This is a genomic window from Collinsella sp. OM06-18AC (genome assembly GCF_003438785.1).
Classification (GTDB): domain Bacteria; phylum Actinomycetota; class Coriobacteriia; order Coriobacteriales; family Coriobacteriaceae; genus Collinsella.
In genome coordinates this window covers 185,007-211,426 of sequence record NZ_QSTX01000003.1, presented here as the reverse complement: position 1 = coordinate 211,426, position 26,420 = coordinate 185,007, and the positions used below count along the sequence as shown (strand labels likewise).

Here is a 26,420-nt window from a genome sequence, read left to right as displayed (position 1 = left end):
CCAGTGTGCTCGGCCTATTCAAATTTTGCCGCATACTTCCGAAATCCGAGTCCGCTGAAGGCGCCTGCAACGCTATTTACGCAACATATGTGCAATAAAAACGGGTGGCAGCCGGTACGGCTACCACCCGTTTGTCTCATATCCAGCACAAAGCAGGCCAGTTACTTCTTAATGCCGCGTCCCAGGCGCTCGGCGACCGATGCCACGGCCTCCTCGCTGGCCGGCCCGCAGCTCACACAGCCGTCATGAGCACGCATCTGGCCGGTGACCTCGTCCATCGCGAGCGGCGCCACCTTCTCGAGCTTAAAGCCCTTACCGGCGCGCATGTTCTCCTTGGCCACACTGATCATGAGCTTAATGCGGTTGAGCTGGTTGACCTCGGACGCGCCGGGGTCGTAGTCCACCGCGACGATGTTGCTCTCGGGATGCTGGCGGCGCAGCTCCTTGATCACGGCCTTGCCCACCACGTGGTTGGGCAGGCAGGCGAAGGGCTGCGTGCAGATGATGTTAGGCGCGCCATGATCGATCAGGTCGAGCATCTCGGCCGTGAGCAGCCAGCCCTCGCCCATGTTGTTGCACACCGAAAGCACCGTGCGGGCCTTGTCGGCCATGGTGCCGATGCGCTCGGGTGCCTCGAAGCGGCGGGACTTCTCGAGCATCTCCTCCACCGGCGTGCGCATCCAGTCCACAAGCTTGATGAGCGCCTGCATGCCCGCACGCGTCGTTGCAGAGCTACCCAGCTCGTCCTTTTGCAGCTCGGCGTTGCTCATGGAGTAGAGGAAGAAGTCGAGCAGGCCCGGCACCACGGCCTCGCAGCCCTCGCGCTCGATCACGTCGACCACGTGGTTGTTGGCCGTGGGGTGGAACTTGACCAGGATCTCACCGACCACGCCCACGCGCGGCTTGGTGCCCTCGCCCACAAGCGGCATGGTGTCGAACGCGCGGATGGCCTCGCGGCACAGCTTGGTGTAGTTATGCCTGTTGAACTTGGGTGCCAGCTTGCGGGCGCGCGCCATGTACTCCTCGTAGAGTGCGTTCGCCGCACCGGGCGTGGCCTCGTACGGACGGCAGCGGTAGAGCATCTGCATCATCACGTCGCCAAAGAGCACCGCGTAGACTGCCTGCTTAAGCAGCGCCGGCGTAATCTTAAAGCCGGGGTTATCCTCGCCGAGTGCCACGGCCGAAAGCGAGATCACCGGGATCTCGGGGTGGCCGCTCTCGCGCAGGGCCTTGCGGATGAGTGCGATGTAGTTGGTGGCACGGCAGCCGCCGCCGGTCTGGCTGATAACCACGGCCGTCTTGGACAGGTCGTACCGACCGCTCTCGATGGCCTCCATAATCTGGCCCGTCACCAGAATCGACGGGTAGCAGATGTCGTTGTTCACGTAGCGCAGGCCGGCCTCGACGGCATCGTGATCGGTCGAGGGCAGCAGCTCCAAGTTGTAGCCGGCACCGCGGAACACCTCTTTGACCAGGTCAAAGTGGATCGGTGCCATCTGCGGGCACAGAATGGTGTAGCCCTCCTCGCGCATCTGCTCGGTAAAGGGCACCTTGGGCCATGCGGTCGAGGCGCTCTCTCGCTGCGCCTCGAACGTGTACTTGCGGCTCGCGAACGCAGGGGCATCCGTGGAGGGCGCCACCGGCGCGGCATCGCCCTGCTCGTAGGCCTCGCCCGCTGCCGTAGCCTCGGCCAAGCGCTCGGCCTCCTGGTCCTTAAGCGCGGCCATGAGCGAGCGGATGCGGATGCGCGCGGCGCCCAGGTTGGACACCTCGTCGATCTTGAGCACGGTATAGATCTTGCCGCTGGCCTCCAGAATCTCCTGCACCTGGTCGGTGGTCAGAGCATCCAGACCGCAGCCGAAGGAGTTGAGCTGGATCAGGTCCAAGTCGTTGCGCATCGTCACAAAACGGGCGACGGCGTACAGGCGGCTGTGGTACATCCACTGGTCGACGACGCGGATGGGACGCTCGGGCTTCACGAGATGCGCGAGCGAATCCTCGGTAAAGACCGCAAAGCCAAAGCTCGAGATAAGCTCGGGCAGGGCGTGGTTGATCTCGGGGTCGTTGTGGTAGGGGCGGCCGGCGAGCACAATGCCATGGCCACCGTGGTCCTCGACCCACTTAAGGGCCTCCTCGCCCATGGTCTGGATGTCCTCGTGGAAGCGCGCATCGGCCTCAAAGGCAGCGTTGACGGCGGCATCGACCTCGGAGCGCGTGATCTTGGGACCGCGCACACGACCGCGACCGGCTTGCGCATCGGCCACGCGGTCGACGGCGAGCACCTGATACAGGCGGCGCTTGAGCTCGGTCTTGTCGTGATACGGCACAAACGGATACAGGAACTCGATGTTCTGCTCGCGGATCTCGTCGATGTTGAGCGCCAGCGCCGTGGGGTAACTCATGACGATGGGGCAGTTATAGCAGTTGCCGGCGGTCGGATCCTCCTTGCGCTCCCAGCGCACGCACGGCATCCAGATGAAGTCGACATCGCGGTCGATAAGGTTCATCACATGGCCGTGGCTCATCTTGGCCGGATAGCACACGCTCTCTGACGGCATGGACTCGATGCCCGCCTGGTAGGTCTTCTTGCTCGACTGGTCGGACAGCTGCACGCTAAAGCCTAGGCGCGTAAAGAACGCGTGCCAGAAGGGGTAGTTCTCGTACATGTTGAGTGCGCGCGGGATACCCACGGTGCCGCGCGGGGCCTCGTCAGGACTCAGAACCTCGCGGTTAAAGAGCAGCTCGTTTTTCTTTTTGAAGAGGTTGGGGGCCTCGGTCTTTTGCTTTTTGTGGCCGGCACCCTTCTCGCAGCGGTTACCGGTAATGAAGCGCCTGCCGCCGCCAAAGTCGTTGACGGTGAGCTGGCAGTTGTTGGAGCAGCGGCCGCAGCGGACATGCTTTTGCGTCACGGTGAGGTGCGCGATGTCCTCGGCCGAAAGGATGGTCGAGGTGCCGTCGGCGCCGGCGCGATCGCGGGCGAGCAGGGCCGCACCATAGGCGCCCATGCAGCCGGCGATGTCGGGACGCACGGCATGAACGCCGGTGAGCTGCTCAAACGCGCGCAGCGTGGCATCGGACATAAAGGTGCCGCCCTGAACGATCACCTGGCTGCCGATCTCCTTGGGGTCGCGCAGCTTAATGACCTTGAACAGGGCATTCTTGATGACGGAATAGGACAGGCCGGCCGCGATGTCGCCCACCGTGGCACCTTCCTTTTGCGCCTGCTTGACGCGCGAGTTCATAAAGACCGTGCAGCGGCTGCCCAAATCGACCGGGGCCTTGGCATGGATGGCGGCGTTGGCGAACGCGCGCACGTCCATGTTCATAGAGACGGCGAAGCTCTCGATAAAGCTACCGCAACCCGACGAACAGGCCTCGTTGAGCATGATGTGCTCGATCACGCCGTCCTTGACGCGCAGGCACTTCATGTCCTGGCCGCCGATGTCCAGGATAAACTCGACACCGGGCAGGAATGCCTTGGCGCCGCGCAGGTGCGCGACGGTTTCGATCTCGCCGGAGTCGGCCTTGAGGGCCTCGATGAGCAGTGCCTCGCCGTAGCCCGTGGTGGTCACGTGGCCGATGGTGCAGCCCGCGGGAATGTGGTTGTAGAAATCGGCCATGATGACCTTGGCCGTGCCCAGGATGTCGCCGTTGTTGTTGCCGTACCAGGTGTGCAGCAACTGACCGTCCTCGCCCACAAGTGCGGCCTTCATGGTGGTGGAGCCGGCGTCGATGCCGATGAACACGCGGCCGGTGTAGCCGTCGAGCTTGCCCTTGGGGACGACTTCCTTGTCGTGGCGGTTCTTGAACTCAGCAAAGTCCTCGTCGGTGGCAAAGAGCGGATCCAGGCGCTCGACCTCGGCACCCTGTGTGTCACCTAGACTATCGATGGCATCGATGAGCTGCGGGAACGTGCTGAGCTTGTTGGACTCGTGCGCCATGGCGGCGCCGCTCGCCACAAACAGGTGAGCGTTTTGGGGCACGATACGGTGCTCCTCGTCCAGGTTGAGCGTGAGGTAGAAGCGGTGGCGCAGCTCGGAGAGATACTGCAGCGGGCCGCCCAGGAAGGCGACGTTGCCGCGGATGGGGCGGCCGCACGCCAGGCCCGAGATGGTCTGGGTCACGACGGCCTGGAAGATGGAGGCAGCCACGTCCTCGGGGCGGGCACCTTCGTTGAGCAGCGGCTGCACGTCGGTCTTGGCAAAAACGCCGCAGCGGCTGGCGATGGGATAGATGGTGGTGGCGTTGGCCGCGAGCTTGTTGAGGCCGCTCGCGTCGGTGTGCAGCAGGGTTGCCATCTGATCGATGAACGCGCCCGTGCCGCCGGCGCAGGTGCCGTTCATGCGCTGCTCAATGCCGTCGTCGAAGTAGATGATCTTGGCGTCCTCGCCGCCCAGCTCGATGGCGACATCGGTGGCCGGGATAAGGGTCTCGACGGCGCGTTTGCTGGCGATGACCTCCTGGACAAACTCCAGGTCGAGCCACTGGGACAGCAGCAGGCCGCCCGAGCCGGTAATGGCGCAGGTCATCTGGGCCGTCGGTAGCACGGTCGCGGCCCCCTCGAACAGGTCGCGGGCGCAGGCGCGGACGTCGGTGTGATGGCGCTGGTACTTGGCATAGACGATTTGGTTGTCGTCGTTGAGCACGGCGAGCTTGACGGTGGTGGAACCCACGTCTATGCCCAGATGCAGGTTGCCGCGGGCGACCTCGGGGTTGAAGATCGCGCCTTCGGGGGCGTGGGCGGCGGCTACGGGCTCGGCGGCGGCGGGCTCGCTAGCAACGGACGTCTCCCCTGCCGCGTTCTTGGCCTCGGCAACAGCCTCGACAACTTTCTCGGCAGCAGCGGTCGCGGCCTTCTGCGCGGCGTCCGCCACGGCGGGCGCGGCCTCGCGCGCGGCAGCAACTATACGGTCCTTAATGCCTTCGGCGAGTTTGCTCATTGTCTCTCCTCTTAGTTGTTGGACTCGACGGTTGCGGCGGTGTCGGCCGCGTCCTCGAGCTGCAAGTTCAATAGCTTCATGCCGTATTCCGGCACGTTGATATCGATGGGTTGGCCATACAGGTCACCGGGGCGCACAAAGGCGATAACCGTCATGATGCGCGCCATGGCCTCGGGCGATTCGGAAAGGTCACGCTCAAACCAGCGCTGAATCATGCCGACCTCGGCACTCACGACGTAGGTGACGTAGTAGTCAAAGAACGTGCCCAGCGCCAGGCCCAAAATGCCCGTCTGCGCACGCGGCACCACAGCCTCACGCGCGGTGTCGATAATCCTTTTAATGAAGGCCTGGTCGCCGCCCGGACCCAGCAGCGCACCGATCAAGTCGCGGTTGGCCGCAAGATAGCGCAGCAGCTCAACCGAACCGGGCGCCGGCTCGAGCTCATCGATGTTGTGATAGAGATCGGGCAGCTGAGCTGCGGTGATGAGCTCAATGCGCTCACGGATCTCGGCCAGCAAGCCGTCCTCGATTTGATTGATAAAGTCGGGGATATCGCGGTAATGCGAATAGAACGTGCGACGCGTAAGGCCAGCACGCTCGGTGAGCGACGCGACATTAATGCGCGAAAGGTCGCCGCTTTCGGCAAGCTCGCTGGCAAGTGCCTGGCGAAGGGCACGCTGCGAGCGAAGGGACCGGCGATCGCATTTCTCGAGCTGGGACAAGCGTCCTCCTTGTTACTCAGCCTGTGCGCTATTGCACAGTGCGAGTATTATTGCACACCGTGTGCATCAACACGTAAAGGCAATATTTGGAATGTGACGAGGGGGCAGTCCCTTTGTCACATTATTCGATGACGGTGCGGGAGTTTTGCTTGCGCATGGTGGCGAGCATGTGTTTGGGGACGGCATGGACCATGCAGCTGCCGATGGTCACGCTCGCGGCGGCCTTAGCTGCATCGCTTGCGTTTTTGGTCGCGTAGCTGTGGTGGAAACGCTTGAGCATGGCGATGTCGTTGCCGCCGTCTCCATAGACCGCGACCTCGTCCTCGGCAATGCCGTAGTAACCCGCCAGCCAGGCCACGCTCTCGCCCTTGTTGCATGCCGCGTCCGTGATCTCGAACATCACCGGATCGAACGGCGCGTTGACCACACGGTCCGAGCGCTCGGCAAGATACGCCTTAAGGTCGCGCTCCAGCTCGGGAGAGGTCACGCGACAATTGATCTTGCATACATCGTGACGCAAGATATCGCCGATCGACTGGTCGAAATACTGTTCCTCGTGATACCCGCCGCGCGCACGCATGCCGCGCATCACAATACGCTTGATGGGGCTGTCCTTTTTAAAGCCCGCCTGGTGCATCTCGAACGATCCGCTCGAAAACATGCCGTCGGGCGTGGAGCAGTCAAAACAGATATCCGGAAACTCCTTGAGCAGCTCCTCGGTGATCTGCGGATCGATGGTCCAGGTCTTGAGCACCTCGCCATGACTGTCGCGCACGATGGAGCCGTTAGAGCAGCAGGCATCGAGCGCCAGCCCCGTAAAGCCATGCTCGCCGATCGGCAGCGTCGAGCGTCCGGTCGCGGGAACCACATGCAGGCCGGCCTCGGTCAGCTCACGAATGGCACGGCGGATGGTCCCATCTGCCTCGTGCAGGGCGTTCAGCAGCGTTCCGTCTAAGTCACTCGCGAACATCTTGATCATGGGCGTGCCTCTCCTTCGTCTGCACGATATTGTAGACGAAGGAGAGGCATGCCCAAACAATGCCGTCCCGACGCGGCGGGCCACTGTCTCCGCAAATTCACGGTGCCCCAGCGCGTCAAGACAATCGCCGCAAGCGATTTTTCAGACGATAAAACAGCGCCGTCGTCAACGTCAGCACCGCCAACATGGCTGCGAATACAATCGCTGGTGTCCATCGATCATATGCAACCCCGTACGTCAATTGGCCGATAGGTGTTGCGCAGGAAAGGACCATGTAAACGACCGAAAGCACTTTTCCGCAGAGCTCAGTCGGCGCTACCCGCTGAACAAACGCGATGATTTCAACCGACGTAATGCTCGCCCACACCATGACCCATGCCGATCCGACCGCAAACACGGTGAACACGCATACATCTACGCCGAACAGAAGCGTAACAATAATCGGCGCGACTCCAAAACAGATCATCGCAACATATCGACATATGCCATTGAAAGAAAAACGATGCGGCCAAATGCCGACCAAGCCACTGCCAGTAAGACCACCCAAGCCCAGAGCAACCTCAACTATCCCAACGCAGGACGATTGCATGCCGAGATGCTTTGTAACAATAATGGGAGCGCCAATCGTTAGTCCAACCAACGCAAGGTTCAAAACGGCCGCAAGCAAAATCACAGCGACCAATGATGCATTTTGCAACAGATACCGAATCGACTCCCGAAAATCGTTTCGGCATGTCGTGCGAGTCGCGCCGTCTCCCATCGTTTCAGATGAGGCGTTTTGCTTGAGTGCGACCCCAAACAAGAGAGCTGAAATCGCAAACGCCACCGACGCGGTTGTGCAAAGAGCATCGATGCCAAAGCACCCATAGACTGCCGTCCCGACCACAGGACCCAAGATATTGCTCACCATGGTCATCTGCGAAACCAATGCAGTGGCCCGCTCAACCTTCTCTTCACCCGCCATACGCACCGTCTCAATTTGGAGCATTGGCTTTAGCAGCGATTGAACACCATATTGAACACAAAGTATCGCTACTACGACGACCGCAAGAGGCAACGAGCGCTTCATGGGGATAGACAGCAGTGATGCAGTCATCAGAGCAATGCCGAGGGACACGAGGACCTCGCGGTGTCTTCCCCGATCCGCTAAGATCCCACCAGCCGGAGTTGCGAGTACGCCGGGTATGAACGCCGTCGCCACGACGGCGCCATATAACGTTGACGATCCACTGCAATCGAACAAGTAAAGTGGATACGCAAAGCACAGCGCCGACAGCATCGAATACGTGCACAGCTGCGCAACCAGAAGTTCCGCGAGCCTGATTGACCGCACTGTTTTTGATTTCAACGAGACGCCGACGTCTCTCAGCCCAGCCATAAGCCCACCCCCTATACATACCACTAGTATGTATTTAATGACTTGAAAAGGGCAGCCGTGGCTACCCTCACAAATCAATTACATACCGTTGGTATCTATATTACCACCCGGCGCGGTCCCATACGTCCCAAATCTGCGCCGTTGTCTGAAGCACTTCATTACCCAAATCGAGCCCCACCGCGGCAGCCATCTGCGCCAAACATTGTGCGCGAGCGAGCATTCGATCCTTGGGCTCAAGCGGACGGAACAGCGGCAGCAGCCAAAGATTCGCCAACAACGATACGGCCTCCGCCGCTTCGCGCGGGCATTCGCACGCAATGGAGCCGTCGGCGATGCCCTCCTCGATCACTGGCAAGAGACAGCCATCGGCCGACTCGTCAAATGAGCCCTGGTACTGCATCGCCAGTAGGCGCGAGCTTTTTACCGGATCTGCTGCAGGACGCATACGTGCCCATAGCTCAATTTGTGGAACAACGGACTCGGGAGCGTACAGTCGCTTGAGCTTTTGGGCTCCGGTCATATTACCGACGCCAAGCATCGAGCGGCGGTGCTCAACAATCGGAGTCATCGCCCGATCAAACGCGGCGTTGAAAATCTCTTCTTTGCTCTTGAAGTGATGATAGACAGCGCCCTTGGTCATGCCGTCGAGACGGTCAACGATATCTTGAATACTCGTCCCCTCATAACCCTGTGCGCAGAATAGCTCCAGTGCCGCGTCGAGAATCTTCGCGACCGTCTCCTCGGGATATTTATTGCGACCCATAATCCGCCCATCCGCAACGCAAGTCTTGTGCCTCATTGCAGCATTTTAACGTTGCGGATGGCAGACGGTCGATTCTACACCGCGGCCGGGCCGTGTTCGCCGGTGCGAATGCGGATGACTTCTTCGACCGGCTCGACCCAAATCTTGCCGTCGCCGACGGCACCGGTGCGAGCGGCGTTGCAGATAATGTCAACGATACCGTCGACATGCTCGTCGGCGCAGATGAGGGTGAACTGCACCTTGGGGATCGTGTTGACGAGCAGCTCGTTGCCGCGCACGTATTCCTTCCAGCCATGCTGCGCGCCGCAGCCCTGCACCTGGTTGATGGTCATGCCGCGAACATCAGCCGCAAACAGCGCATCTTTGAGAACCTCAAGCTTCTCGGCACGAACAATCGCTGTAATCTTCTTCATAGTGAATTCCTCTCTTCAATAAAAGAAATTGATTTACCTTCACATGGCACGGGTTTTCCAGGTGCCCGAGATTGCCCCGAAAGAGGAGCGCCGCGTACTTCGGTACGCAAGCGACGGTTTGAGGGGCAAGGTCGGGTGCCTGGGAAACCCGTGCCGCTAATCGAGTCCCGAGAAGGAAGGGTATGCGCTCTCGCCGTGCTGACTCGCATCCAGGCCCAGCGCCTCGTCGGCCTCGTCCACACGCAGGCTGCCGTGGAACAGTGCCTTGACCACCGCGGCGATCACCAAGTCGAGCACCAGCACAATAACGACCGTCACCACAATGCCCAGAACCTGCGAGACAAGCAGCGACACGTCGCCCGTGTAGAACAGGCCGCCCTTACCGGTCCACGAGAGCTCCGGCACGCAGAACAGGCCCGTGAGCACACCGCCCAAGATGCCGCCGATACCGTGGCAACCGAACGCGTCGAGCGCATCGTCGTAGCCAAACTTGGTCTTAAGATGGCTGATGGCCAGGTAACAGACGGGCGAGACGATCAGGCCCATGACCAGCGCTGCCCACGGCTCGACAAAGCCCGCACCCGGCGTGACCACCACAAGGCCCGCAACCAGACCGGTGCTGGCACCCACCAGCGTGGGGCGACCGGTGTGCACGCGCTCGACGACAAGCCACGAGACCATGCCCGCCGCGCTGGCCGTCACGGTGTTGAGGATGGCGAGTGCCGCCACGGCGTCGGCCTTAAACTCGCTGCCGCCGTTAAAGCCAAACCAACCAAACCAAAGTAGACCGGCGCCCAGCGCCACAAACGGCACGTTATGCGGACGGTAGCTCACCATGCCAAAGCCGCGACGACGGCCGAGCATTAAGCAGAGAATCAGGCCCGTGAGACCGGACGAAATGTGTACCACGTCGCCGCCGGCAAAGTCGAGCGCGCCGATGATGTCGCCGATAAAGGAACCATCGCCGCCCCAAACCATGTGGGCGAGCGGCGCATAGACCACGAGCAGCCAAATGCCCAGGAAGGCCGTCATGGCACCAAACTTAACGCGGCCTGCCAGACTGCCCGTAACGATAGCGGCGGTGATCATGGCAAACGCCATCTGGAAGGCGATGTTGATGATCTGAGGGTAGACGGCACCATCCGCAGCATTGCCCTCGGCCGCCTGCAGCACCTGGTTGAGCACCGGCAGGCACAGCAACTGGTCAAAGCCGCCAATAAACGGGCTAGAACCGTCGCCACCGTAGGCCAGCGACCAGCCGGCAACAATCCACAGCACACCAACCAGGCCAATGGCGCCAAGGCACATAAGCATGGTGTTGATGACATTTTTGCGCCTGGACAGGCCGCCATAGAAAAACGCCAGACCCGGTGTCATTAAAAACACGAGCATGGTGCAGATGAGCATAAACGTTGTCGATCCCGTATCGTACATTCGCTCCCCCTTGGTCGCATGAACGTTGTCGGCGCTCATGATGCGGCCGAGGGGCAACTGGTGTAGACCAGATACGGCGTTGTTAAACGCTGCGTTGTCGAATGGAAACGGCACCGCAATCTTGGAAACGGCGCGGCAACGGACGCGAAACGAACGGGAAACGTGCGAACGAGAAGGGCTCGCTTGGCTCCGCTCTGGCTAGCGCCGGAACAGCTCGCGGGCTCGGTCGCGGAGGTCGGTAGCTCGAATGACACCCTCGTAACGATTGATGCGCAGACGCGGGAAGGCGTTAAAGAAGCGTAGGTCGCGGCGGCTGAGTGACACGCTCGGTACCGGGCGGCTCATGCGCTTGCCGGCAAGGCGACGACCGAGCGACGGACGCGGCATACTCGGCGCGGCATCGGCCACGCGGCGGGCAGCGAGCGCCAGGCCGCGAGCACCATCCGAGATAAACGTCGGCATCGAAGTCTTCTCGCGCAGGGCATCGAGCGCCGCGTCGCCCAGCTCGGCCAGCCAAGCGTTAACGGCGCGACCGCGGATATGCGTCTGCGCCACCGAGTCAATCGCCGAATCGGGAATACGTTCGAGCATAGAGTCGGAGGCGTCGGCAAGCGACTCATTGATGCGGTCGGCAAGGTCGGCACGCACACGCTCAAGCTGATCGGACAGACGCCGCCAGCTCGCCAACGAGCACACCGCATCGACCATCATCGCGACCGCGACGATAAAGGCGGCCAAGCGCACGATTAGCACCGGCAGATGGCCAAGCAGCCCCAGCAATGCCGGCTCCACTAAACGGCAAATACACAACGCACCCAAGCCAAACGCGCAGGCCCAGTACAGGCAGATGCGTCCGTGCAGGTTAAACGGCAGATGCGAGTAATCCCAAAACCGGGCACCCGTCGTTTTTTCCAACAGCACGCCCACGCTATATTCGATCACGCTGCATACGAGCGCGGCAGCGACAAACTGGCTCGAGGCGTCTGGGATTCCACGCAGCAGCAACCAGCACGCAATGCCGCCCGCACCGTAGATGGGACAGCACGGCCCTAGCAAAAAGCCGCTGTTGGCAAAGCGTCCGTGGTTGAGCATGGCGCAGACTGTCGACTCCCATACCCAGCCGCAAAAACCGTAGAAGGCAAACGAGAGTACCAGCGCCGAGAGCGGACAGGCGGCAAGCGTCGCGCCGTCAAATGCCATGTCGATCGCGGTTCCCACCGTCTACCCACTCCTCTTTTCGTTCGATTCTTTGCCCGAGCCGTCACTCGGGCCCTCGTTCAAATCGTTCGCGCCGCCTTTGCGCGGCAGACGGCCGGCAATCGTCTCGCGCAGTGCGCACCATTTATCCGCCAGGCACACAATCCATGCCTCACGACACGTCGGCGGCACCGGTACCAGCGGAAACATATGCCGTACGATAATATTCCGCTCGCGCGGCGTCAGCTCAAAATCTTCCTCCGCACGCGCCAAGGCAAAAAACGGGTGACGAAAGCCATGCAGTCGATGGCTTGGGTCGGGATCGTGCCAGTCATAGAGAAAGTAATCGTGCAGCAGGGCCCCGCGCAGCAGCGATAAGCGGTCGACGGAGATACCGACGCGGCCCAGGCGCTCGGCAAAGGACAGACTTGCCCGCGCTACCGAGGTCACATGCGTATAGACCGTCACATCGCCATGTTGGATAAACTCATGCATCAGGTCCAAGCGGCCCGCCTGGGCAAGCTGACGGGCGGCATCGTCGACCTCGCGCGCGATTTTCTCGGCACGAACGGTATCGGACATGCGGCCTCCTTCCGGCGGCGCTCGGCGGCAAGCCGCGGCCTGCGCGCAATGAATAAAATCATCATCGAATTTACCAGTATGGCATCGGACAAAACGTTTTGCCCCACCAGTTGGCGAATTACCGCGCCGCCGTCACATATCAAACGCCAAAATGTGCGAGACTGTCTTGTGCAATTGTGCCGGCCGAGGGAGTGCCGGCGCACGATTCGCATGGAGTAACCCACAACGATGCTGCTTACGCAAACGACAACGCCCGAGGACGTCAAGGCTCTCGATCGCGCCGAGCTTCCGCTGCTCTGCGGCGAGATCCGCCACGCCATCCTCGAAAGCTCCGCCGCCGTCGGCGGGCACGTTGCCCCCAACCTGGGCGTCGTTGAGCTTACGGTTGCGCTCCATCGCGTGTTTAACTCCCCCATCGACAAGATTGTCTTTGATGTTTCGCACCAGACCTACGCCCACAAGGCGCTGACTGGGCGCGCGTACACTTATATCGACCCGGCACGCTACGGCGAGGCCTCTGGTTTTGCCAATCCTGACGAGTCCGAGCACGACCTGTTCGCCATGGGCCACACCTCCACGTCGGTGAGTCTGGGCTGCGGCTTGGCGCACGCTCGTGACCTGGCGGGCGATGCGTACAACGTCATCACCATCATTGGCGACGGTTCGCTTTCGGGCGGTCTGGCGTTTGAGGGCTTTAACAATGCCGCCGAGCTCGACAGCAACCTGATCATCATCGTCAACGATAACGACCAGTCCATCGCCGAAAACCACGGTGGCCTGTATCGCAATCTGGCCGAGCTACGCGCCAGCAACGGCACCTGTGAGCGCAACGTTTTCCGCGCGATGGGGCTCGACTACTGCTATCTGGACACCGGCAACGATGTGTTGGCCCTGGTCGACACGCTGCAGGAGCTGCGCGATATCGATCATCCCATCGTGCTGCACGTCTCCACCACAAAGGGCAAGGGCTTTGAGCCAGCCCAGAGCGACCCCGAGCGCTGGCATCATGTGGGTCCGTTTGACATGGCGACTGGGCGCAAGCTCTGCCCGGGCCATCCGAGCGAGCCTGCGCCGCGCACCTATGCCGACATTACGGGCGAGGCGCTCAGCGCCGCCATCGAGCACGATCCGCAGGTCGTGGGCATCACGGCCGCCACGCCCTACATCATGGGCTTTACACCCGAGCTTCGCGCCGCCGCCGGCAAACAGTTCGTCGATGTGGGCATTGCCGAGGAGCACGCCGTGACCTTTGCCACCGCGCTTGCGCGCTCGGGTGCCAAGCCAGTCTTTGGTGTGTACGGCACGTTTTTGCAGCGCGCCTACGACGAGCTGTGGCACGACCTGTGCCTCAACGATGTCCCCGCAACCATCCTGGTGTTTGGCGCATCGATCTTTGGCACCACATCCGAGACGCATCTTTCGTTCTTTGATATTTCTATGCTGGGCGCTCTCCCCAATATGCGTTACCTGGCGCCTTCCTGCATGGAGGAATACCTATCCATGCTGAGCTGGTCGCTCGACCACCGCGAGCATCCCGTGGCGATTCGCGTGCCGGGCATTGGCTTGGTAAGCCGCCCCGATCTTGCGCCTGCCGAGGACGCCGATTACGGCGCCGTTCGTTACAACGTGGTGTGCCAGGGTCGCGACGTGGCCGTGCTCGCGCTTGGCGATTTCTTTGAGCTGGGCGAGCGCGTGGCAAACCGTCTGACTGCCGAGTACGGCATCGAGGCCACGCTCGTCAACCCGCGCTATGCAACCGAGCTCGACCGCGAGTTCCTCGACAGCCTTGCCGCCAAGCATCGCGTTGTCGTCACCCTCGAAGACGGCATCTTGGACGGCGGCTGGGGCGAGCGCGTCGCGTGCTACTTGGCCTGCACGCCCGTGCGCACGCGCACCTTTGGCATCGCCAAGGGCTTCCCCGACCGCTACGACCCCAACGAGTTGCTCGCTCAGAACGGCATGACGGCCGAGAACATGGCCGCCGAAGCCGTTAGGCTACTTAACGAGTAAAAAACCTCCGCAAGGGAAGCACCCCTGCGGAGGTTTTTATTTTCGCGCGCGATTATCTCAATCTGTAACATCTAGGGCCCGAATTCCCGTCTAACTGTTACAGATCTAGACAAACCGTCTTTGCCCCTGACCTTTGTCTCAATCTGTAACAGATAGAGACCTTTTGGCCGTCTAACTGTTACAGATCGAGACATTCGAATTCCCCTGAAGAGAAAATCTCAATCTGTAACAGTTAGAACCCATTTCCTCGTCTACCTGTTACAGATTGAGACAAAGCAGCGAGACAGGCCACCACATCTGCAAGAACCACCACAAAGGTGCCTGTCCCTTTATGGTAGGTAGAATAACCCATAAGGTAAGTATGTTTCTGAGTTATTTCGTGTTGACCCATTTGAGCGGGATAGGGTATAACTCTACTCAACCGCTAGGGATTTTATTGAGAAAGGTGTTCTACCATGAGCAAGAACCTCTCCCAGCAGGTCGTTCTCGACCGCCGCGGCTTCGTTGCCGCCACCTTCGCAACCGTTGCCGGCCTTGGTCTTGCCGGCTGCTCCGACACCAGCGCCGAGGCCGACAAGGGTTCCGCCGTCGGCTCCTCCAAGAGCTCCGAAGATACCGAGGCTTCCACCATACTCGATGCCAAGGCATTCGACAAACTCGTCGACAACGGCCCCAAGGCCGATGACGACGCCATCGCCGCCAGCACCTGGGCCACGGCCGTCAAGGACGCCGGTGTCTTTAAGATCGGTGGCGTTCAGACCTCCACACTTTTCTCCCTCCTCAACGAGAAAGACGGTCAGACCCGCGGCTTCGACGCCGGTATCGCACAGCTCCTGTCCAACTACATTCTGGGCGAGAACAAGGTCGAGATCACCCAGGTGACCTCGGACACGCGCGAGTCCGTCCTGCAGAACGGCCAGGTCGACGCTGTCTTTGCCACCTACACCATCACTGACGAGCGCAAGAAGCTCGTCTCCTTCGCCGGTCCCTACTACTACACCCAGCAGGCTATCCTGGTGCTCGCCGACAACGACGACATCAAGAGCGTCGACGACCTGGCCGACAAGAACGTCGCCGTCCAGTCCGGCTCCAACGGCCCCGCCATCCTGGAGGAGTTCTCCCCCAAGGCCAGCCAACAGGAGTTCAAGACCGACGAGGAGGCCCGCCAGGCACTTCAGCAGGGCCGCGTTGACGCCTACGTCATCGACAACAACATGCAGCAGAGCGCCCTGGTCCGCGAGCCCGGCAAGTACAAGATTGCCGGCAAGCCCTTCGGCAGCAAGGAGCCCTACGGCATCGGCCTGCCGCTCGATTCCGACGGTGTCGCCTTTGTCAACGACTTCCTTAAGAAGATCGAGGACGATGGCACCTGGACCGAGCTGTGGCAGATCTGCATTGGCGACCGTACGGGCGACACCAATTTTCCCGAGCTGCCCGAGATCGGCGCCTAGGCAGCGAGCCTAGTAACGGCCGCTACGAAACCATACGGAAACGCACGATGCGCTTTATTGCGCTAAACTGTTTCCTCACTGAGTTGTCGGGGCTTCCGTACACACGGGAGCCCCTTTCCTTACCGGCGGGAGGTCCGCATGAGTCTCTCCGAGCTCTGGTCGCTCTATGGCCAGAACTATATCGACGCGCTGCTAGCAACCTGGGGCATGACGCTTGAGTCGTTTGCCATCGCCATGGTGCTGGCCGTCGCCGTCACCGTGATGCGCGTGTCGCCGCTCAAGCCGCTGCGCGTCTTTGGCGACCTGTATGTCCAGGTCTTCCGTAACATCCCCGGCATCGCGCTGCTCATTATCGTCGTCTATGCGCTGCCCCCGCTCAAGGTCGTCCTGCCCTACCGCACCTGCGTCATCGTCGCCACAGTGCTCTTGGGTTCTGCCTTTGGCTCCGAGAACTTTATGAGCGGCATCAACACCGTCGGTGTCGGCCAGGTGGAAGCCGCCCGCTCGCTGGGCATGAGCTTCAGCCGTATCCTCGCCAAGATCGTGATTCCGCAGGCGCTGCGCTCGAGCGTGCTGCCCATGACCAACCTCTTTATCGCCGTCATGCTCACCACCGCGCTCGGCAGTCAGGTGCCGCTTAAACCGCAGGAGCTCACCGGCGTGGTGAGCTACATCAACACGCGCTCGCTCGGCGGCGTCGCCGCGTTCTTTATCTCGGCGCTCGGCTACCTGGGCACGGCCTTTGTGGTGAGCCACATTGGCAACTATATCGATAAGAAGGTGAGGATCCTCCGATGAGCAAGCGCTCCACCTCCGCGCTCACCATGCGCGATGCGCTCTACGAGGCTCCCGGCCCCAAGATGCGCGCCAAGATTCGCGTCGGCACCGCCATCTCACTTGTTGCCGTGGCCGCGCTCATCGCTCTGGTACTGCAGCGCTTTTATGTGACCGGCCAGCTTTCGGTCCATTACTGGTACTTCTTTACGCACCTCACCACCTGGAAGTTCCTGCTTGCCGGTTTTGAGGGCACAGTAAAGGTCGCGCTCACCGCCGGCGCCATCGCGCTGGTACTGGGCTTAGCCCTCATGCTCGGCCGTACCAGCGACATCAAGCCGCTGCAGCTGGTCTGCCGCGTGCTCACCGATTTCTTCCGTGGCGTGCCGAGCCTGCTGTTCATCTACTTCTTCTTTTTGGTGCTGCCTCAGTACAAGATTTCACTGCCGTCGTTTTGGATGCTCACGCTTCCCGTCGCGCTCGCTGCAGCCGGCGTACTTGCCGAGATCTTCCGCGCCGGCGTCAACGCCGTGCCGCGTGGTCAGGTCGAGGCAGCCCAGGCGCTCGGTCTCTCCAAGGCCAAAATCACCTTTAAAATCGTATTGCCCCAGGCGATTCGGTTTATCATTCCGTCGTTGATTTCGCAGCTCGTGGTCGTAGTCAAAGACACCACCGTCGCCTATGTGGTGAGCTACCCCGACCTCATGCAAAATGCCCGCGTGCTCATCACCAACTACGACGCGCTCGTATCGGTCTATCTGGTGATCGCGGTCATCTACATCCTCATCAACGTCGCGATCAACAAGGCCGCTGTCTACGTTTCGCACAAGACCGGCGCGACCATCATCCGCTAACGCTTTACCATTTCCAGTCATAAGGAGCCGAGCACCATGGCACAGAGCACTTCTACTTCTGGCAACCAGCCGCTTATCGAGCTCAAGCACGTCGATAAGCACTATGGCGATCTGCACGTCCTCAACGACATCAATCTCTCGGTCGACCGCGGCGAAGTCGTCGTCGTGATCGGCCCCTCGGGCTCGGGCAAGTCGACCATGTGCCGAACCATCAACCGCCTGGAAACCATCGACTCGGGCGAGATCCTCATCGAGGGCGAGCCTCTGCCGCAGGAAGGCAAGGATCTTGCCCGCATGCGCGCCGAGCTGGGCATGGTGTTTCAGCAGTTCAACCTGTTCGCGCATATGACGGTGCTGCAGAACGTCATGCTGGGGCCGGTCGACGTGCTGGGCGTGTCCAAGGAGGAAGCTCGTGAGCGCGCCATGGACCTGCTGAGCCGCGTGGGCGTTGCCGAACAGGCCGACAAGGTGCCCGCTCAGCTCTCGGGCGGCCAGCAGCAGCGCGTGGCCATTGCCCGCTCGCTCGCCATGCAGCCCAAGGCCATGCTCTTCGACGAGCCCACGAGTGCCCTTGACCCCGAGATGATCAACGAGGTGCTCGAGGTCATGGTCCGCCTGGCCCAGCAGGGCATGACGATGATCGTCATTACGCACGAGATGAACTTCGCCCGCCGCGTTGCCGACCGCGTCGTGTTCATGGCCGACGGCCAGATCGTGGAAACCGGCGCGCCCGACGAGTTCTTCGACCATCCCCAGACCAAGCGCGCCCAAGACTTCCTCAACTCCATCAAGGGCCACTAGCCCAATTGCCATATCCGCTCGCCATGACCATCCAAACTCGAAAGCAACACCTATGATCGGAACTCGCACTTCATCGTCATACACCCCGCACGTCAACGTCGACCCCGCCGACCGTCCGCTCATCCTGGTGGCGCCGCGCTGGGAAGAGGCAAAGCCGTTTTTAAGCGAGACACTCTCCCCCAACGAGGAAATCGCAAGTGTCTTTGTCGATGCCATTCTTGCTGCCGGCGGCCTGCCGCTGCAGATGTCCATCACCGAGGACATTGAGGTCATCCGTCATTACGTCGACATCGCCGACGGCATCGCCATCCCCGGCGGCCCCGATGTCAATCCCAAACGTTGGGGCGATGATCGACCCTACGACCCCACCCTCTGCTGCGAAATCCGCGATAGTTTTGAGTTTAAGCTGGTCGACGAGGTACTCCGCGCCAAAAAGCCGCTCTTTACCACCTGCCGCGGCACGCAGCTGCTCAACGTCGCCACCGGCGGCACCCTGTGCATGGACGTGCCGAGCCTGGGCGCGCGCGAGGGCCGCACGCAGTGGCGCCATACCCACGTGCTCAACGACCCTGTGCATCCTGTCGAGGTCGTGCCGGGCTCGCTGCTGGAGCGCGCGGTTGGCGGGCACAGGCTGATCCAGACCAACTCCGCACACCACTGCTGCGTCGATCGTCTGGGTAAAAGCACGCGCTTGGTCGCCAAGGCAACCGACGGCGTGCCCGAGTGCATCGAAGTCGAAGGCCAGCCGTTCTGCCTGGGCGTGCAATGGCACCCTGAGTACACGTGGAAGACGCTCGAGACCGACTTTGACCTGTGGAAGTCGTTTGTCGAGGCAGCGGCCAAGGTTAAGCGGGCTCGCTAGCTCGCGAATCACACAGGCTTAAACCTTCCATGCCAGGGGGGGCGGACACCAGCTACGGTGCCCGCCCCCCCTGTATTTGATATGCTCGGTATGATTATCCCTCACAAACAATCAGAGAAATCTCGACCGCAATCGGTCGACAGTAAAGCAAATGGCAACAACGCTTGCTACGTTTATGAGACAGTCAATTAAAATCGAAATGCATTGACCATTCCCCAACGGGGTCACGCCGCAAATCCACATGAGCATCGAGGCTGGAAGCGGAAGCATGGAATTGGCCCCGATCTGTATGTAGATCGCTACGACGTTGACAAGCAGCAGCATGCCAATCGGACCGAAGCCGGCCCCAAAATAGGAAACAGCGATCACGCAAGAGACCACATATGCAAGACAGACGGCACTCGCCAGAAGAAGTCGATAGCAAAATACATGCAGGTTGAAATACTGCTGAGCATCCGAAACGATTGCGCAGTTAAGACAGTACAAAACGACACTCGACAGGACAAACGCGCCCAAAAGGGCAAAAGAAGATAGCACCACTCGCGCAACGATAGCGCACACACGCTTCCCTCCCCGAGCCTCCGACAACCCCCACGGTTCCTCGACAAAGCCCGAACTGACAAAGCGCGGCACAATGCAAGCCGCGATGAACGGAAAGAACAATGCATGGGCCAACGGGGCTACGTTGAACAGCAGACCGCGAAAAACCTCTGCATTGCCAAATAGAAGGACATCCTCCGCCGATAGCCGAAGCGTCGGGTCTGGGAAAAAACCCAAGAAACTGTTCTCACGGAGGCTACAGAACCACATCGGGAAAGAATTAAGCTGCAATATCACCATGTACGCATAAATTACCAGGATTAAGGCGTACGCCCATTTGCTCACATGCTTCAATTCTGACTGGAGAAGTCTTTTAATCTGACGAGCCATTGAGCACACCCCCAGCGCGAAAGCTCAAGAGAGCGTAAATCAATACCGATAGACAGCTGGCTGCCACGCCATATCCCAGAAGCGTCAGCTGCCCCATATCGCTATACCCAAGGGCACATCCGACTCCAAGGTACGGCCCCGGAAGGAAGAAGATCCATCGCAAGGATGGTATAGGTGCCTGAAGGAAGGCTCCGTAGAGCGTCAAGCTCATGACAAATCCGACTATCACCACGGCCCCACTCAATACAGCGCTGCCCGTTATCCGATAGATGGTCACCGTCTCCAGCGCAACCGATATCACCAATACGGCGTTGACTATCATTGCAGGCAAAAATACAGTTAGTATGTTGTGCGAGTAGTTATGCCCTCCACGTATTATGGCTATTGCAAAAAGAAGAAGGCAAAGCGCGCTATACGCTGCGCCAATTATTAAAGCAGACGAAAATGCATGGGCTAGAGCCCCATAAAAGCGGTTGAGACCTCTTGCCGAAGAAATTCGGTGCCCCTCTTTATAGCCATGCTCCTGTAAAAGCACCAAACAAACGATGAGTGGAACGAACAGGGATGTACCGGCAAAAGCGCTGCGCGCAAGGGACTCATCAGGCGCAGAAGGATCGATTGCATTCCAGAGGAAACCAATATCCTCCCCACAAACGCCATAGCCAAAGGCGAGCAACGTTGTTCCGTTTTTTAGAAAGATGCCGAAGAGAAGGCCGAACGCCAGCATAAGCGCAAGACCAAACTTCGCCGGAAATATCCTGTGCAAACGCATCATATCTGCCTTTATGGGATGGATCGCCCGCTTCATAGCGAGACCGCCTTCATCAAGCGCCTGTAATACTCTTTTAGGGATGGCGCCTCATCCCTTATGACGTCCATCGATTCCTTTTTTAGCAGTTCACCGTCATGAAGAAACAGGCAGCTTGTTGCAACCGATGCCAGCTCATCCAAGTCGTGGCTAGAGATAAGCATGGTTTTGCCCTGCTCCCGATTCAATCGACCGATAAGGGCCCATATACTCTCGATGCCCAACGGATCCAATCCATTTGCCGGCTCATCGAAAATTAGTACGTCGGTGTCGCCCAATAAAGCCGTAGCTATATCCAGTCGCCGTTTCATTCCCAGAGAAAAACTGCTCACGCTCTTTTTCTCATCGACGTCCAGCCCGACTAGGCCCAAGACGCGAGGAACCTCACGTTTCTCATCGAGTCCCCATTCCGCACATCGGATCCGAAGATTCTCAGCCGCACTGAGGGATTGGTATGCTCCGCAGGAATCTGGCACATAGCCGACACGCGTCCGCATCAAGCTCAGCTCTTTTTTCGACTTGCCTCCAAAGAGCTCCACGCTCCCCGACGATGGCTCACAGAGGCCCAGCACTATTTTAATAAGCGTGCTTTTGCCCGCCCCGTTTGCACCAACAAGGGCGCAAAGCTCAGACTGATCCACCTCGAAGGAAACGTCATGCAAAACGCGGCGCCTCCCATAGCGCTTTGACACCCTTGATAGCCTTATCGTCGATGCGTTCATTGGCCTCCCGTTCCGCTTGATAGCAAAACCGCTCATATCGTTCCTTCTTTACTTTATCGTTTTCCATAGTTGTTATTGTTTTTCGATAACTCATATTTGCCAAGATAATCTAAAAGAAAGAACCCGTGTTAGACACGGGTCCCTTCACGCTGATATTTCGTTTTAGTTGTTCGCCTTAAGCTACTCGTCGCTCAAATCGACAGCAAAGACTGATGTCGGAAGCGACGCCTCATTGCCTCCGCCGTCCCGCATCTGCCTCACAACGTTTTTTGCACGCTCAACAATAAGCTCCTCAAGCTCTTTCTCACTCACGCGCTGAATAATATCTCCCGGTTGACAATCAAGCTCATCACAGATATCGAGGAGCGTCTTTAGGCGAATAGCTTTTATCTTTCCGTTTCTAAGCTTTGAAATATTAGCCGGAGTATGCCCCGTCGCCCGAATCAGATCAGCACTGGTCTTTCCGGTCTTAAGCAGCTGCGTCTCAAGCTCGATGATGAGATAGCTCATGTTTCCTCCTACACAAGCTCGTCAGACTGCTCTTGGAGCAGCGAGGCATAACTCCAGATCGCCGAGATAAATAAACAGACAACTGCGCCGATAAACGACCCCGCATCAAAGGTAGCGCCTTGGCAAATCTCAATAACGAAGGAATGAGGCACGATGTAAAGCTCCAGTCCGCCAATGGTGAGATTGACCGATCCATAGGCACCAACAAGCGAAACCGCGGCGTTAACAGCAAAGGCAAGCGCGAGAACACGGATAAGCCGCACATGCGTCTTGGTAAAGGGCGAGACGCCTCGCGAGATGTTACGGCTGATCCCGCACAGAACGACAAGCGAAATACCCATAACAAGCGCCATGCACAGTCCGCTTGGGATAACGATGCACCCGCCATCGAGAAGCGTCACGACACCGAAAGAATCGACAGAAGCAACGTTTGCAACCGCATACCAGATCACGTAAACAACCAACGCGGCAAAAGCGACGAGCATCCCTGCAAAAACGGCTGCCATGCAAAAACCGAGCTTCCTGATATTTTCGCCCGCCTTGGCCATACGCTGAACGCTGTTGGACATACACTCACCCTCATCGACTCTATCGTTATTCGAACGGTTTATCGAACAACGATATGGATTGCATGCGGAAAGCCCCGACAGTGTGCATAGGCAATTCACTAATCAGAAGAGGTGAGCGTGGATTTTTGGACACGTATCGAACGAGCGTGGATAATCTCCCACTTTGAGGCCGCCACCGGGCCTAAAACGGGAGATTATCCACGCTCATAGTCATCAAGGCTCACAGCCTCTTACTCGGCCGCCTCGCGCAGAGCCGACATCGTAGCCGCATATTGCTGCTGCAACGCATGCATCCCCTCGCGGGCGCCGTCAACGGCATCAGCGCCGCGCAGCGCTTCGGTTACCACGACCGCCGGCTCGTACAGATTATCGAATCCCAGGTTCTGGCTCACGCCCTTGAGCGTGTGCGCTGCCATAAACGCACTCTCGGCGTCTCCTGCCGCCATGGCAGCCTCCAGCTTGTCCATGCTCTCGTCATCCAAAAACTTGAGGGCAAAGCGGGCAAGCATTTCCCCGCCCATCAGCCGAGCGCACGCGTCGTCATAATTAGCGCCGATCTTCTCATACGCCTCACGCATGGAAATCATGGATTAAAAACTCCTTTGGTCAAACTAAATCGTGGGAAACGCGACGACGTCGGCGGGGCGTGCCAACGTCTCGGCAATTTGGTCTTGCACCTCGAGCAGGCAATCGAGCAGCAGCGGGTTAAAGGTGCCGCACTTACCGTCCAGGATCATCTGGATCGCCTCCTCGTGCGGGATAGCGTCCTTGTACACGCGCACGCTCGTCAGTGCATCGTACACGTCAGCCACCGAAACCACCTGCGCGGCGATGGGAATTTCGTCGCCCTTAAGGCCATCGGGATAACCCTTGCCGTCCCAGCGCTCGTGATGCCAACGCGCAATCTGGTACGCATATTCCATAAGCGCATTGCCGGCGTGATGGCTGCCCAGCTCGAGCAGCATGTTGGCGCCAATCGTGGTATGCGTCTTCATAATCTCGAATTCCTCGGGCGTGAGGCGCCCGGGCTTGTTGAGGATCGCATCGTCAATCGACATCTTGCCGATATCGTGCAGCGCCGAAGCCAGGGCGATCGTGGAGCGTTCCTCATTGTCGAGGGAGATCGTGCCGCTACGCTGGACCAGATAGCCAAGCAGCAGCTCGGTCAGCTTTTCGATGTTCGTAACGTGCCTACCGCTCTCGCCGTTGCGAAGCTCCATGACGCCGGCCATGATGTCGATGAGCATGCGACTGTTCTTGACGCGCTCGTTGTACTGTTGGGACAGCAGGTTCGTCAGGCGGCGCTGTTTGGCGTACAGGCGGATGGTGTTGCTTACGCGGCGGCGCACGACACGGGAGTCAAACGGGCGGTTGATATAGTCCGAGGCGCCCAGCTCGTACGCGCGCAGAACCGCATCATCGGAATCTTCGCTCGAAATCATGATGACAGGCAGATTATCGATACCCGATCGGCGCGACAGATCGGCCAGCACCTCAAAGCCGCTTATGCCCGGCATCACAATGTCCAGCAGCACGAGCGACAACTCATCGCCATAGCGGTCGACCATGTCGAGCGCCGCACGACCGTTATCGGCCTCGAGGATGCAATGCTCGTCCTTGAGCATCTCGCTGAGAATGGCTCGGTTCATCTCGGAGTCATCGGCGATAAGCACCAAAGGCTTTTCGCTTTGGAAGGCCTCGATGGAATCGGCATCGGTCACGACCGTACCGGCTTTTGCCTTAGCGCGGCTCAGTAACTGAGCAGCGCGGCCAACGCCCTCATCGACCGTCTCGCCATGAATGCGAACGCCACCAACACATGCCGTCAAGCTCACGTACTCATGGCCCGGAATAATCGTGGAATGAACGGCATCGGACACCTGATGCAGGCGACGGGTGAAGTCATCGGAGGGAATATTGGGCATGACAACCACAAACTTGTCGCAGCCATAGCGCACAAGCTCGTCAGTCGAACGGATTCCGCTGCGTATGGCTGTCGCCACAGCACCGAGCGCAAGGTCGCCGGCATGACGGCCACACGTATCGTTGAAGACCCTAAAATCATCAAGGTCGATCACCGCAACGCCGGCATTCACGCGGGTGCTACGGAGCTTTTCCTCGTAATATCGGCGATTGCGCACATTCGTCAGCACGTCGGTGTAGACAAGGTCCTCTTCTGCGGCCTCTTGCTCATCGATCGGACGCACCATCAGCAAGACGTGAGGCTCGCCCTCGACCTTCAAAGGGCGTAGACGGGCGCGGTACTCAGTGCCATCATTGAGCAGTTGCTCCGACACCTCATCGGAGTCTGCCAAAGCCTCAAGACTTGACTGACGCAGACAAGGACACCGATCACCGGCGAGCAGGCAGTTAGGCTCACTCTTAATCTGATCGGCCGACAGCAAACGCACCATGGGGTAGGTCTTCGCGACACGGGCGACCTCGGCGGCAGCCTCCTCGTCGGTTAGATTGACCTCGTGATTATTGAGCATATGGGGCCCTTTCGATAGTTTCGCATGGTAGCGGTGGGTTCCAAGTGTTACAAGGGCAACACCTTGCCGATGCAGGTAAGCACGTGAATGCTGCCACATTCTTATGAGTTGGCAGACGGCGCGATTGAAGCCGCAGACGCGAGGTTTTGAGCACGTTTGTTAATACGGCCGAAACGTTTGCGGATGAAGCCTGCTTTGGCTATTGCGGATGCTAGAGCCCCAGGATGCCACGGACAGCCCGGGCAGCCGCTGCCGGGCGATCGCGCAGACCGTTATGCGCGCCCGGGATCGTCACGAGAGGGCAATCGAGATATTCGGCAGCCGCTCGCGTGCCAGCCTCGCGGGGCGTGCCAATCGAGAGCTCGCCTAGGAGCACGGCGGCCACCGTTTTCGACGCGCGAACGCTATCCCAATCGGGAACGCAGGTCATAGTAATCCCGTATTCGTTTGCCATGAAACTGCGGCCGTTGCGCAGGGCATGCTTGGCTTCTGCCTCGGTCGTTCCAGGAGCCTCGGGGTCCAAGTCGCCGAGGGCTCCCAAGAAAAGCCGGAGCGCCCTTGAAACCTTTCCAGCCGCAATCATATCGAGCAAAACCGGAGCTGCGCCCATGCCGACGCCTTCGGCCGACACAGCCGGCTCATGCAGAATCGCACGGGCGACGAGATGGGGTTCAGTGCGAAGAAGCTCCAGCGCCACCAACGTACCGGCGCTGTGCGCAAGCACATTTGTCGGAGCGCCAACGTGTTCGATCACGGCCTGCAGGTCGGCGGCCTGAGCGGCAAGATCATAGCTGCCGTCTGCCGCTTCGCTGCTGCCACCACAGCCGCGGCGGTCGTAGGCAATGACGCGGTAGTCACAGGCGAGCTCGCGGGCGATACCGTCAAAAAAGACGCCGTCAACACAAGCGCCGTGCACGCACACCAAGGCAGGAGTATCAGGCGACACATCCGGGCCGGCATATTCGCGACAGGCAATCGTGGTGCCCGCATTCTCGACCGTAAAATCCATGTTGTGCCCCCATCATCAATGCTCATCCAGTTGCACGTCAGCACGGTTGGATGGACCCGCATTGCTTTACGCCTTGTTAACAGATTAACTGTACCCGACCCGAGGCTTTTCATGGCACGGCATCATGAGCGACGTGAAAAAACGAAACTTGTAAAGCAAGAGCCCACACCTTGCTTTGGAGCCGATGCTATGCTTAGGCACAATTGTCTTGAGGAGCATA

23 protein-coding genes are annotated in these 26,420 nt (G+C 59.4%); 6 read left to right on the top strand and 17 right to left on the bottom strand.

The window, feature by feature from the left end:
* Positions 1-161: 161 nt before the first annotated feature.
* The 9 genes from DXB86_RS03370 to DXB86_RS03330 all read right to left on the bottom strand — a co-directional run bounded on the left by DXB86_RS03370 (position 162) and on the right by DXB86_RS03330 (position 12,408).
* Positions 162-4,940, bottom strand: a complete 4,779-nt coding sequence (locus DXB86_RS03370; RefSeq protein WP_117736138.1) for a 2-hydroxyacyl-CoA dehydratase — start codon at positions 4,938-4,940, stop codon at positions 162-164.
* Between the two features lie 11 nt (positions 4,941-4,951).
* On the bottom strand, positions 4,952-5,662 hold the full coding sequence (locus DXB86_RS03365; protein ID WP_117736137.1) for a TetR/AcrR family transcriptional regulator: 711 nt from the start codon (positions 5,660-5,662) through the stop codon (positions 4,952-4,954).
* A gap of 121 nt (positions 5,663-5,783) precedes the next feature.
* Positions 5,784-6,641, bottom strand: a complete 858-nt coding sequence (locus DXB86_RS03360; protein ID WP_117736136.1) for an HAD-IIB family hydrolase — start codon at positions 6,639-6,641, stop codon at positions 5,784-5,786.
* A 115-nt stretch (positions 6,642-6,756) separates the two neighbouring features.
* Complete coding sequence (locus tag DXB86_RS03355; protein WP_117736135.1) at positions 6,757-8,019, bottom strand: MFS transporter; 1,263 nt, start codon at positions 8,017-8,019, stop codon at positions 6,757-6,759.
* A 100-nt stretch (positions 8,020-8,119) separates the two neighbouring features.
* Entirely contained in the window at positions 8,120-8,782 is a 663-nt protein-coding gene (locus DXB86_RS03350) for a TetR/AcrR family transcriptional regulator (RefSeq protein ID WP_158555270.1), read from the bottom strand.
* A 74-nt stretch (positions 8,783-8,856) separates the two neighbouring features.
* Positions 8,857-9,195, bottom strand: a complete 339-nt coding sequence (locus DXB86_RS03345) for a P-II family nitrogen regulator (protein ID WP_117629936.1) — start codon at positions 9,193-9,195, stop codon at positions 8,857-8,859.
* 156 nt (positions 9,196-9,351) lie between these two features.
* Complete coding sequence (locus DXB86_RS03340; protein ID WP_117736133.1) at positions 9,352-10,629, bottom strand: ammonium transporter; 1,278 nt, start codon at positions 10,627-10,629, stop codon at positions 9,352-9,354.
* Positions 10,630-10,827: 198 nt separating this feature from the next.
* A complete protein-coding gene (locus DXB86_RS03335; protein WP_233502699.1) occupies positions 10,828-11,847 on the bottom strand; it encodes a putative ABC transporter permease in 1,020 nt (339 codons plus the stop codon).
* Between the two features lie 3 nt (positions 11,848-11,850).
* Positions 11,851-12,408, bottom strand: a complete 558-nt coding sequence (locus DXB86_RS03330; protein WP_117736132.1) for an HD domain-containing protein — start codon at positions 12,406-12,408, stop codon at positions 11,851-11,853.
* Positions 12,409-12,636: 228 nt separating this feature from the next.
* On the opposite strand from DXB86_RS03330, the gene DXB86_RS03325 reads away from it, so the two are divergent.
* From DXB86_RS03325 to DXB86_RS03300, 6 genes are all read left to right on the top strand, one after another.
* On the top strand, positions 12,637-14,418 hold the full coding sequence (locus DXB86_RS03325; RefSeq protein ID WP_117637643.1) for a 1-deoxy-D-xylulose-5-phosphate synthase: 1,782 nt from the start codon (positions 12,637-12,639) through the stop codon (positions 14,416-14,418).
* Positions 14,419-14,873: 455 nt separating this feature from the next.
* Positions 14,874-15,869 carry a glutamate ABC transporter substrate-binding protein gene (locus DXB86_RS03320; RefSeq protein WP_117736131.1) on the top strand — a complete coding sequence of 332 codons (996 nt, stop codon included), beginning with the start codon at positions 14,874-14,876 and terminating at the stop codon, positions 15,867-15,869.
* Positions 15,870-16,007: 138 nt separating this feature from the next.
* Positions 16,008-16,667, top strand: coding sequence for an amino acid ABC transporter permease (locus DXB86_RS03315; RefSeq protein ID WP_022094657.1), 660 nt, complete (start codon positions 16,008-16,010; stop codon positions 16,665-16,667).
* Positions 16,664-17,497: an amino acid ABC transporter permease gene (locus DXB86_RS03310; protein WP_117637641.1), complete on the top strand. Its 834-nt coding sequence runs from the start codon at positions 16,664-16,666 to the stop codon at positions 17,495-17,497. The genes DXB86_RS03315 and DXB86_RS03310 overlap by 4 nt, the downstream gene beginning before the upstream one ends.
* Before the next feature lie 36 nt (positions 17,498-17,533).
* Entirely contained in the window at positions 17,534-18,298 is a 765-nt protein-coding gene (locus DXB86_RS03305; RefSeq protein ID WP_117736130.1) for an amino acid ABC transporter ATP-binding protein, read from the top strand.
* A 52-nt stretch (positions 18,299-18,350) separates the two neighbouring features.
* On the top strand, positions 18,351-19,160 hold the full coding sequence (locus tag DXB86_RS03300) for a gamma-glutamyl-gamma-aminobutyrate hydrolase family protein (RefSeq protein ID WP_117637640.1): 810 nt from the start codon (positions 18,351-18,353) through the stop codon (positions 19,158-19,160).
* 111 nt (positions 19,161-19,271) lie between these two features.
* Here DXB86_RS03300 and DXB86_RS03295 read toward each other — a convergent pair whose 3' ends face one another.
* The 8 genes from DXB86_RS03295 to DXB86_RS03260 all read right to left on the bottom strand — a co-directional run bounded on the left by DXB86_RS03295 (position 19,272) and on the right by DXB86_RS03260 (position 26,200).
* On the bottom strand, positions 19,272-20,090 hold the full coding sequence (locus DXB86_RS03295; protein WP_117637639.1) for a hypothetical protein: 819 nt from the start codon (positions 20,088-20,090) through the stop codon (positions 19,272-19,274).
* Positions 20,074-20,898 (bottom strand): hypothetical protein, encoded by an 825-nt coding sequence (locus tag DXB86_RS03290; protein ID WP_117584142.1) that lies wholly within the window; start codon positions 20,896-20,898, stop codon positions 20,074-20,076. Before DXB86_RS03290 ends, DXB86_RS03295 begins: the two co-directional genes overlap by 17 nt.
* Positions 20,895-21,656 (bottom strand): ABC transporter ATP-binding protein, encoded by a 762-nt coding sequence (locus tag DXB86_RS03285; protein WP_117584143.1) that lies wholly within the window; start codon positions 21,654-21,656, stop codon positions 20,895-20,897. Before DXB86_RS03285 ends, DXB86_RS03290 begins: the two co-directional genes overlap by 4 nt.
* A 144-nt stretch (positions 21,657-21,800) precedes the next feature.
* Positions 21,801-22,130 carry a helix-turn-helix transcriptional regulator gene (locus DXB86_RS03280; protein ID WP_089572320.1) on the bottom strand — a complete coding sequence of 110 codons (330 nt, stop codon included), beginning with the start codon at positions 22,128-22,130 and terminating at the stop codon, positions 21,801-21,803.
* Positions 22,131-22,138: 8 nt separating this feature from the next.
* Positions 22,139-22,678: a hypothetical protein gene (locus tag DXB86_RS03275; RefSeq protein WP_147327752.1), complete on the bottom strand. Its 540-nt coding sequence runs from the start codon at positions 22,676-22,678 to the stop codon at positions 22,139-22,141.
* Between the two features lie 251 nt (positions 22,679-22,929).
* Entirely contained in the window at positions 22,930-23,286 is a 357-nt protein-coding gene (locus tag DXB86_RS03270) for an Hpt domain-containing protein (protein WP_117584145.1), read from the bottom strand.
* A 24-nt stretch (positions 23,287-23,310) separates the two neighbouring features.
* Positions 23,311-25,191: a diguanylate cyclase gene (locus tag DXB86_RS03265; RefSeq protein WP_158555269.1), complete on the bottom strand. Its 1,881-nt coding sequence runs from the start codon at positions 25,189-25,191 to the stop codon at positions 23,311-23,313.
* A 211-nt stretch (positions 25,192-25,402) separates the two neighbouring features.
* A complete protein-coding gene (locus tag DXB86_RS03260; protein WP_117637637.1) occupies positions 25,403-26,200 on the bottom strand; it encodes an alpha/beta fold hydrolase in 798 nt (265 codons plus the stop codon).
* Between the last annotated feature and the right edge of the window lie 220 nt (positions 26,201-26,420).

What these genes read in the sequence shown, in the direction of transcription:
- DXB86_RS03370 (WP_117736138.1), bottom strand. Translation starts at nt 4,940, where the DNA reads ATGAGCAAACTCGCCGAAGGCATTAAGGACCGTATAGTTGCTGCCGCG.
- DXB86_RS03360 (WP_117736136.1), bottom strand. Translation starts at nt 6,641, where the DNA reads ATGATCAAGATGTTCGCGAGTGACTTAGACGGAACGCTGCTGAACGCC.
- DXB86_RS03355 (WP_117736135.1), bottom strand. Translation starts at nt 8,019, where the DNA reads ATGGCTGGGCTGAGAGACGTCGGCGTCTCGTTGAAATCAAAAACAGTG.
- DXB86_RS03350 (WP_158555270.1), bottom strand. Translation starts at nt 8,782, where the DNA reads ATGGGTCGCAATAAATATCCCGAGGAGACGGTCGCGAAGATTCTCGAC.
- DXB86_RS03345 (WP_117629936.1), bottom strand. Translation starts at nt 9,195, where the DNA reads ATGAAGAAGATTACAGCGATTGTTCGTGCCGAGAAGCTTGAGGTTCTC.
- DXB86_RS03340 (WP_117736133.1), bottom strand. Translation starts at nt 10,629, where the DNA reads ATGTACGATACGGGATCGACAACGTTTATGCTCATCTGCACCATGCTC.
- DXB86_RS03330 (WP_117736132.1), bottom strand. Translation starts at nt 12,408, where the DNA reads ATGTCCGATACCGTTCGTGCCGAGAAAATCGCGCGCGAGGTCGACGAT.
- DXB86_RS03325 (WP_117637643.1), top strand. Translation starts at nt 12,637, where the DNA reads ATGCTGCTTACGCAAACGACAACGCCCGAGGACGTCAAGGCTCTCGAT.
- DXB86_RS03320 (WP_117736131.1), top strand. Translation starts at nt 14,874, where the DNA reads ATGAGCAAGAACCTCTCCCAGCAGGTCGTTCTCGACCGCCGCGGCTTC.
- DXB86_RS03315 (WP_022094657.1), top strand. Translation starts at nt 16,008, where the DNA reads ATGAGTCTCTCCGAGCTCTGGTCGCTCTATGGCCAGAACTATATCGAC.
- DXB86_RS03310 (WP_117637641.1), top strand. Translation starts at nt 16,664, where the DNA reads ATGAGCAAGCGCTCCACCTCCGCGCTCACCATGCGCGATGCGCTCTAC.
- DXB86_RS03305 (WP_117736130.1), top strand. Translation starts at nt 17,534, where the DNA reads ATGGCACAGAGCACTTCTACTTCTGGCAACCAGCCGCTTATCGAGCTC.
- DXB86_RS03300 (WP_117637640.1), top strand. Translation starts at nt 18,351, where the DNA reads ATGATCGGAACTCGCACTTCATCGTCATACACCCCGCACGTCAACGTC.
- DXB86_RS03295 (WP_117637639.1), bottom strand. Translation starts at nt 20,090, where the DNA reads ATGGCTCGTCAGATTAAAAGACTTCTCCAGTCAGAATTGAAGCATGTG.
- DXB86_RS03290 (WP_117584142.1), bottom strand. Translation starts at nt 20,898, where the DNA reads ATGAAGCGGGCGATCCATCCCATAAAGGCAGATATGATGCGTTTGCAC.
- DXB86_RS03285 (WP_117584143.1), bottom strand. Translation starts at nt 21,656, where the DNA reads ATGAGCGGTTTTGCTATCAAGCGGAACGGGAGGCCAATGAACGCATCG.
- DXB86_RS03280 (WP_089572320.1), bottom strand. Translation starts at nt 22,130, where the DNA reads ATGAGCTATCTCATCATCGAGCTTGAGACGCAGCTGCTTAAGACCGGA.
- DXB86_RS03275 (WP_147327752.1), bottom strand. Translation starts at nt 22,678, where the DNA reads ATGGCCAAGGCGGGCGAAAATATCAGGAAGCTCGGTTTTTGCATGGCA.
- DXB86_RS03270 (WP_117584145.1), bottom strand. Translation starts at nt 23,286, where the DNA reads ATGATTTCCATGCGTGAGGCGTATGAGAAGATCGGCGCTAATTATGAC.
- DXB86_RS03265 (WP_158555269.1), bottom strand. Translation starts at nt 25,191, where the DNA reads ATGCTCAATAATCACGAGGTCAATCTAACCGACGAGGAGGCTGCCGCC.
- DXB86_RS03260 (WP_117637637.1), bottom strand. Translation starts at nt 26,200, where the DNA reads ATGGATTTTACGGTCGAGAATGCGGGCACCACGATTGCCTGTCGCGAA.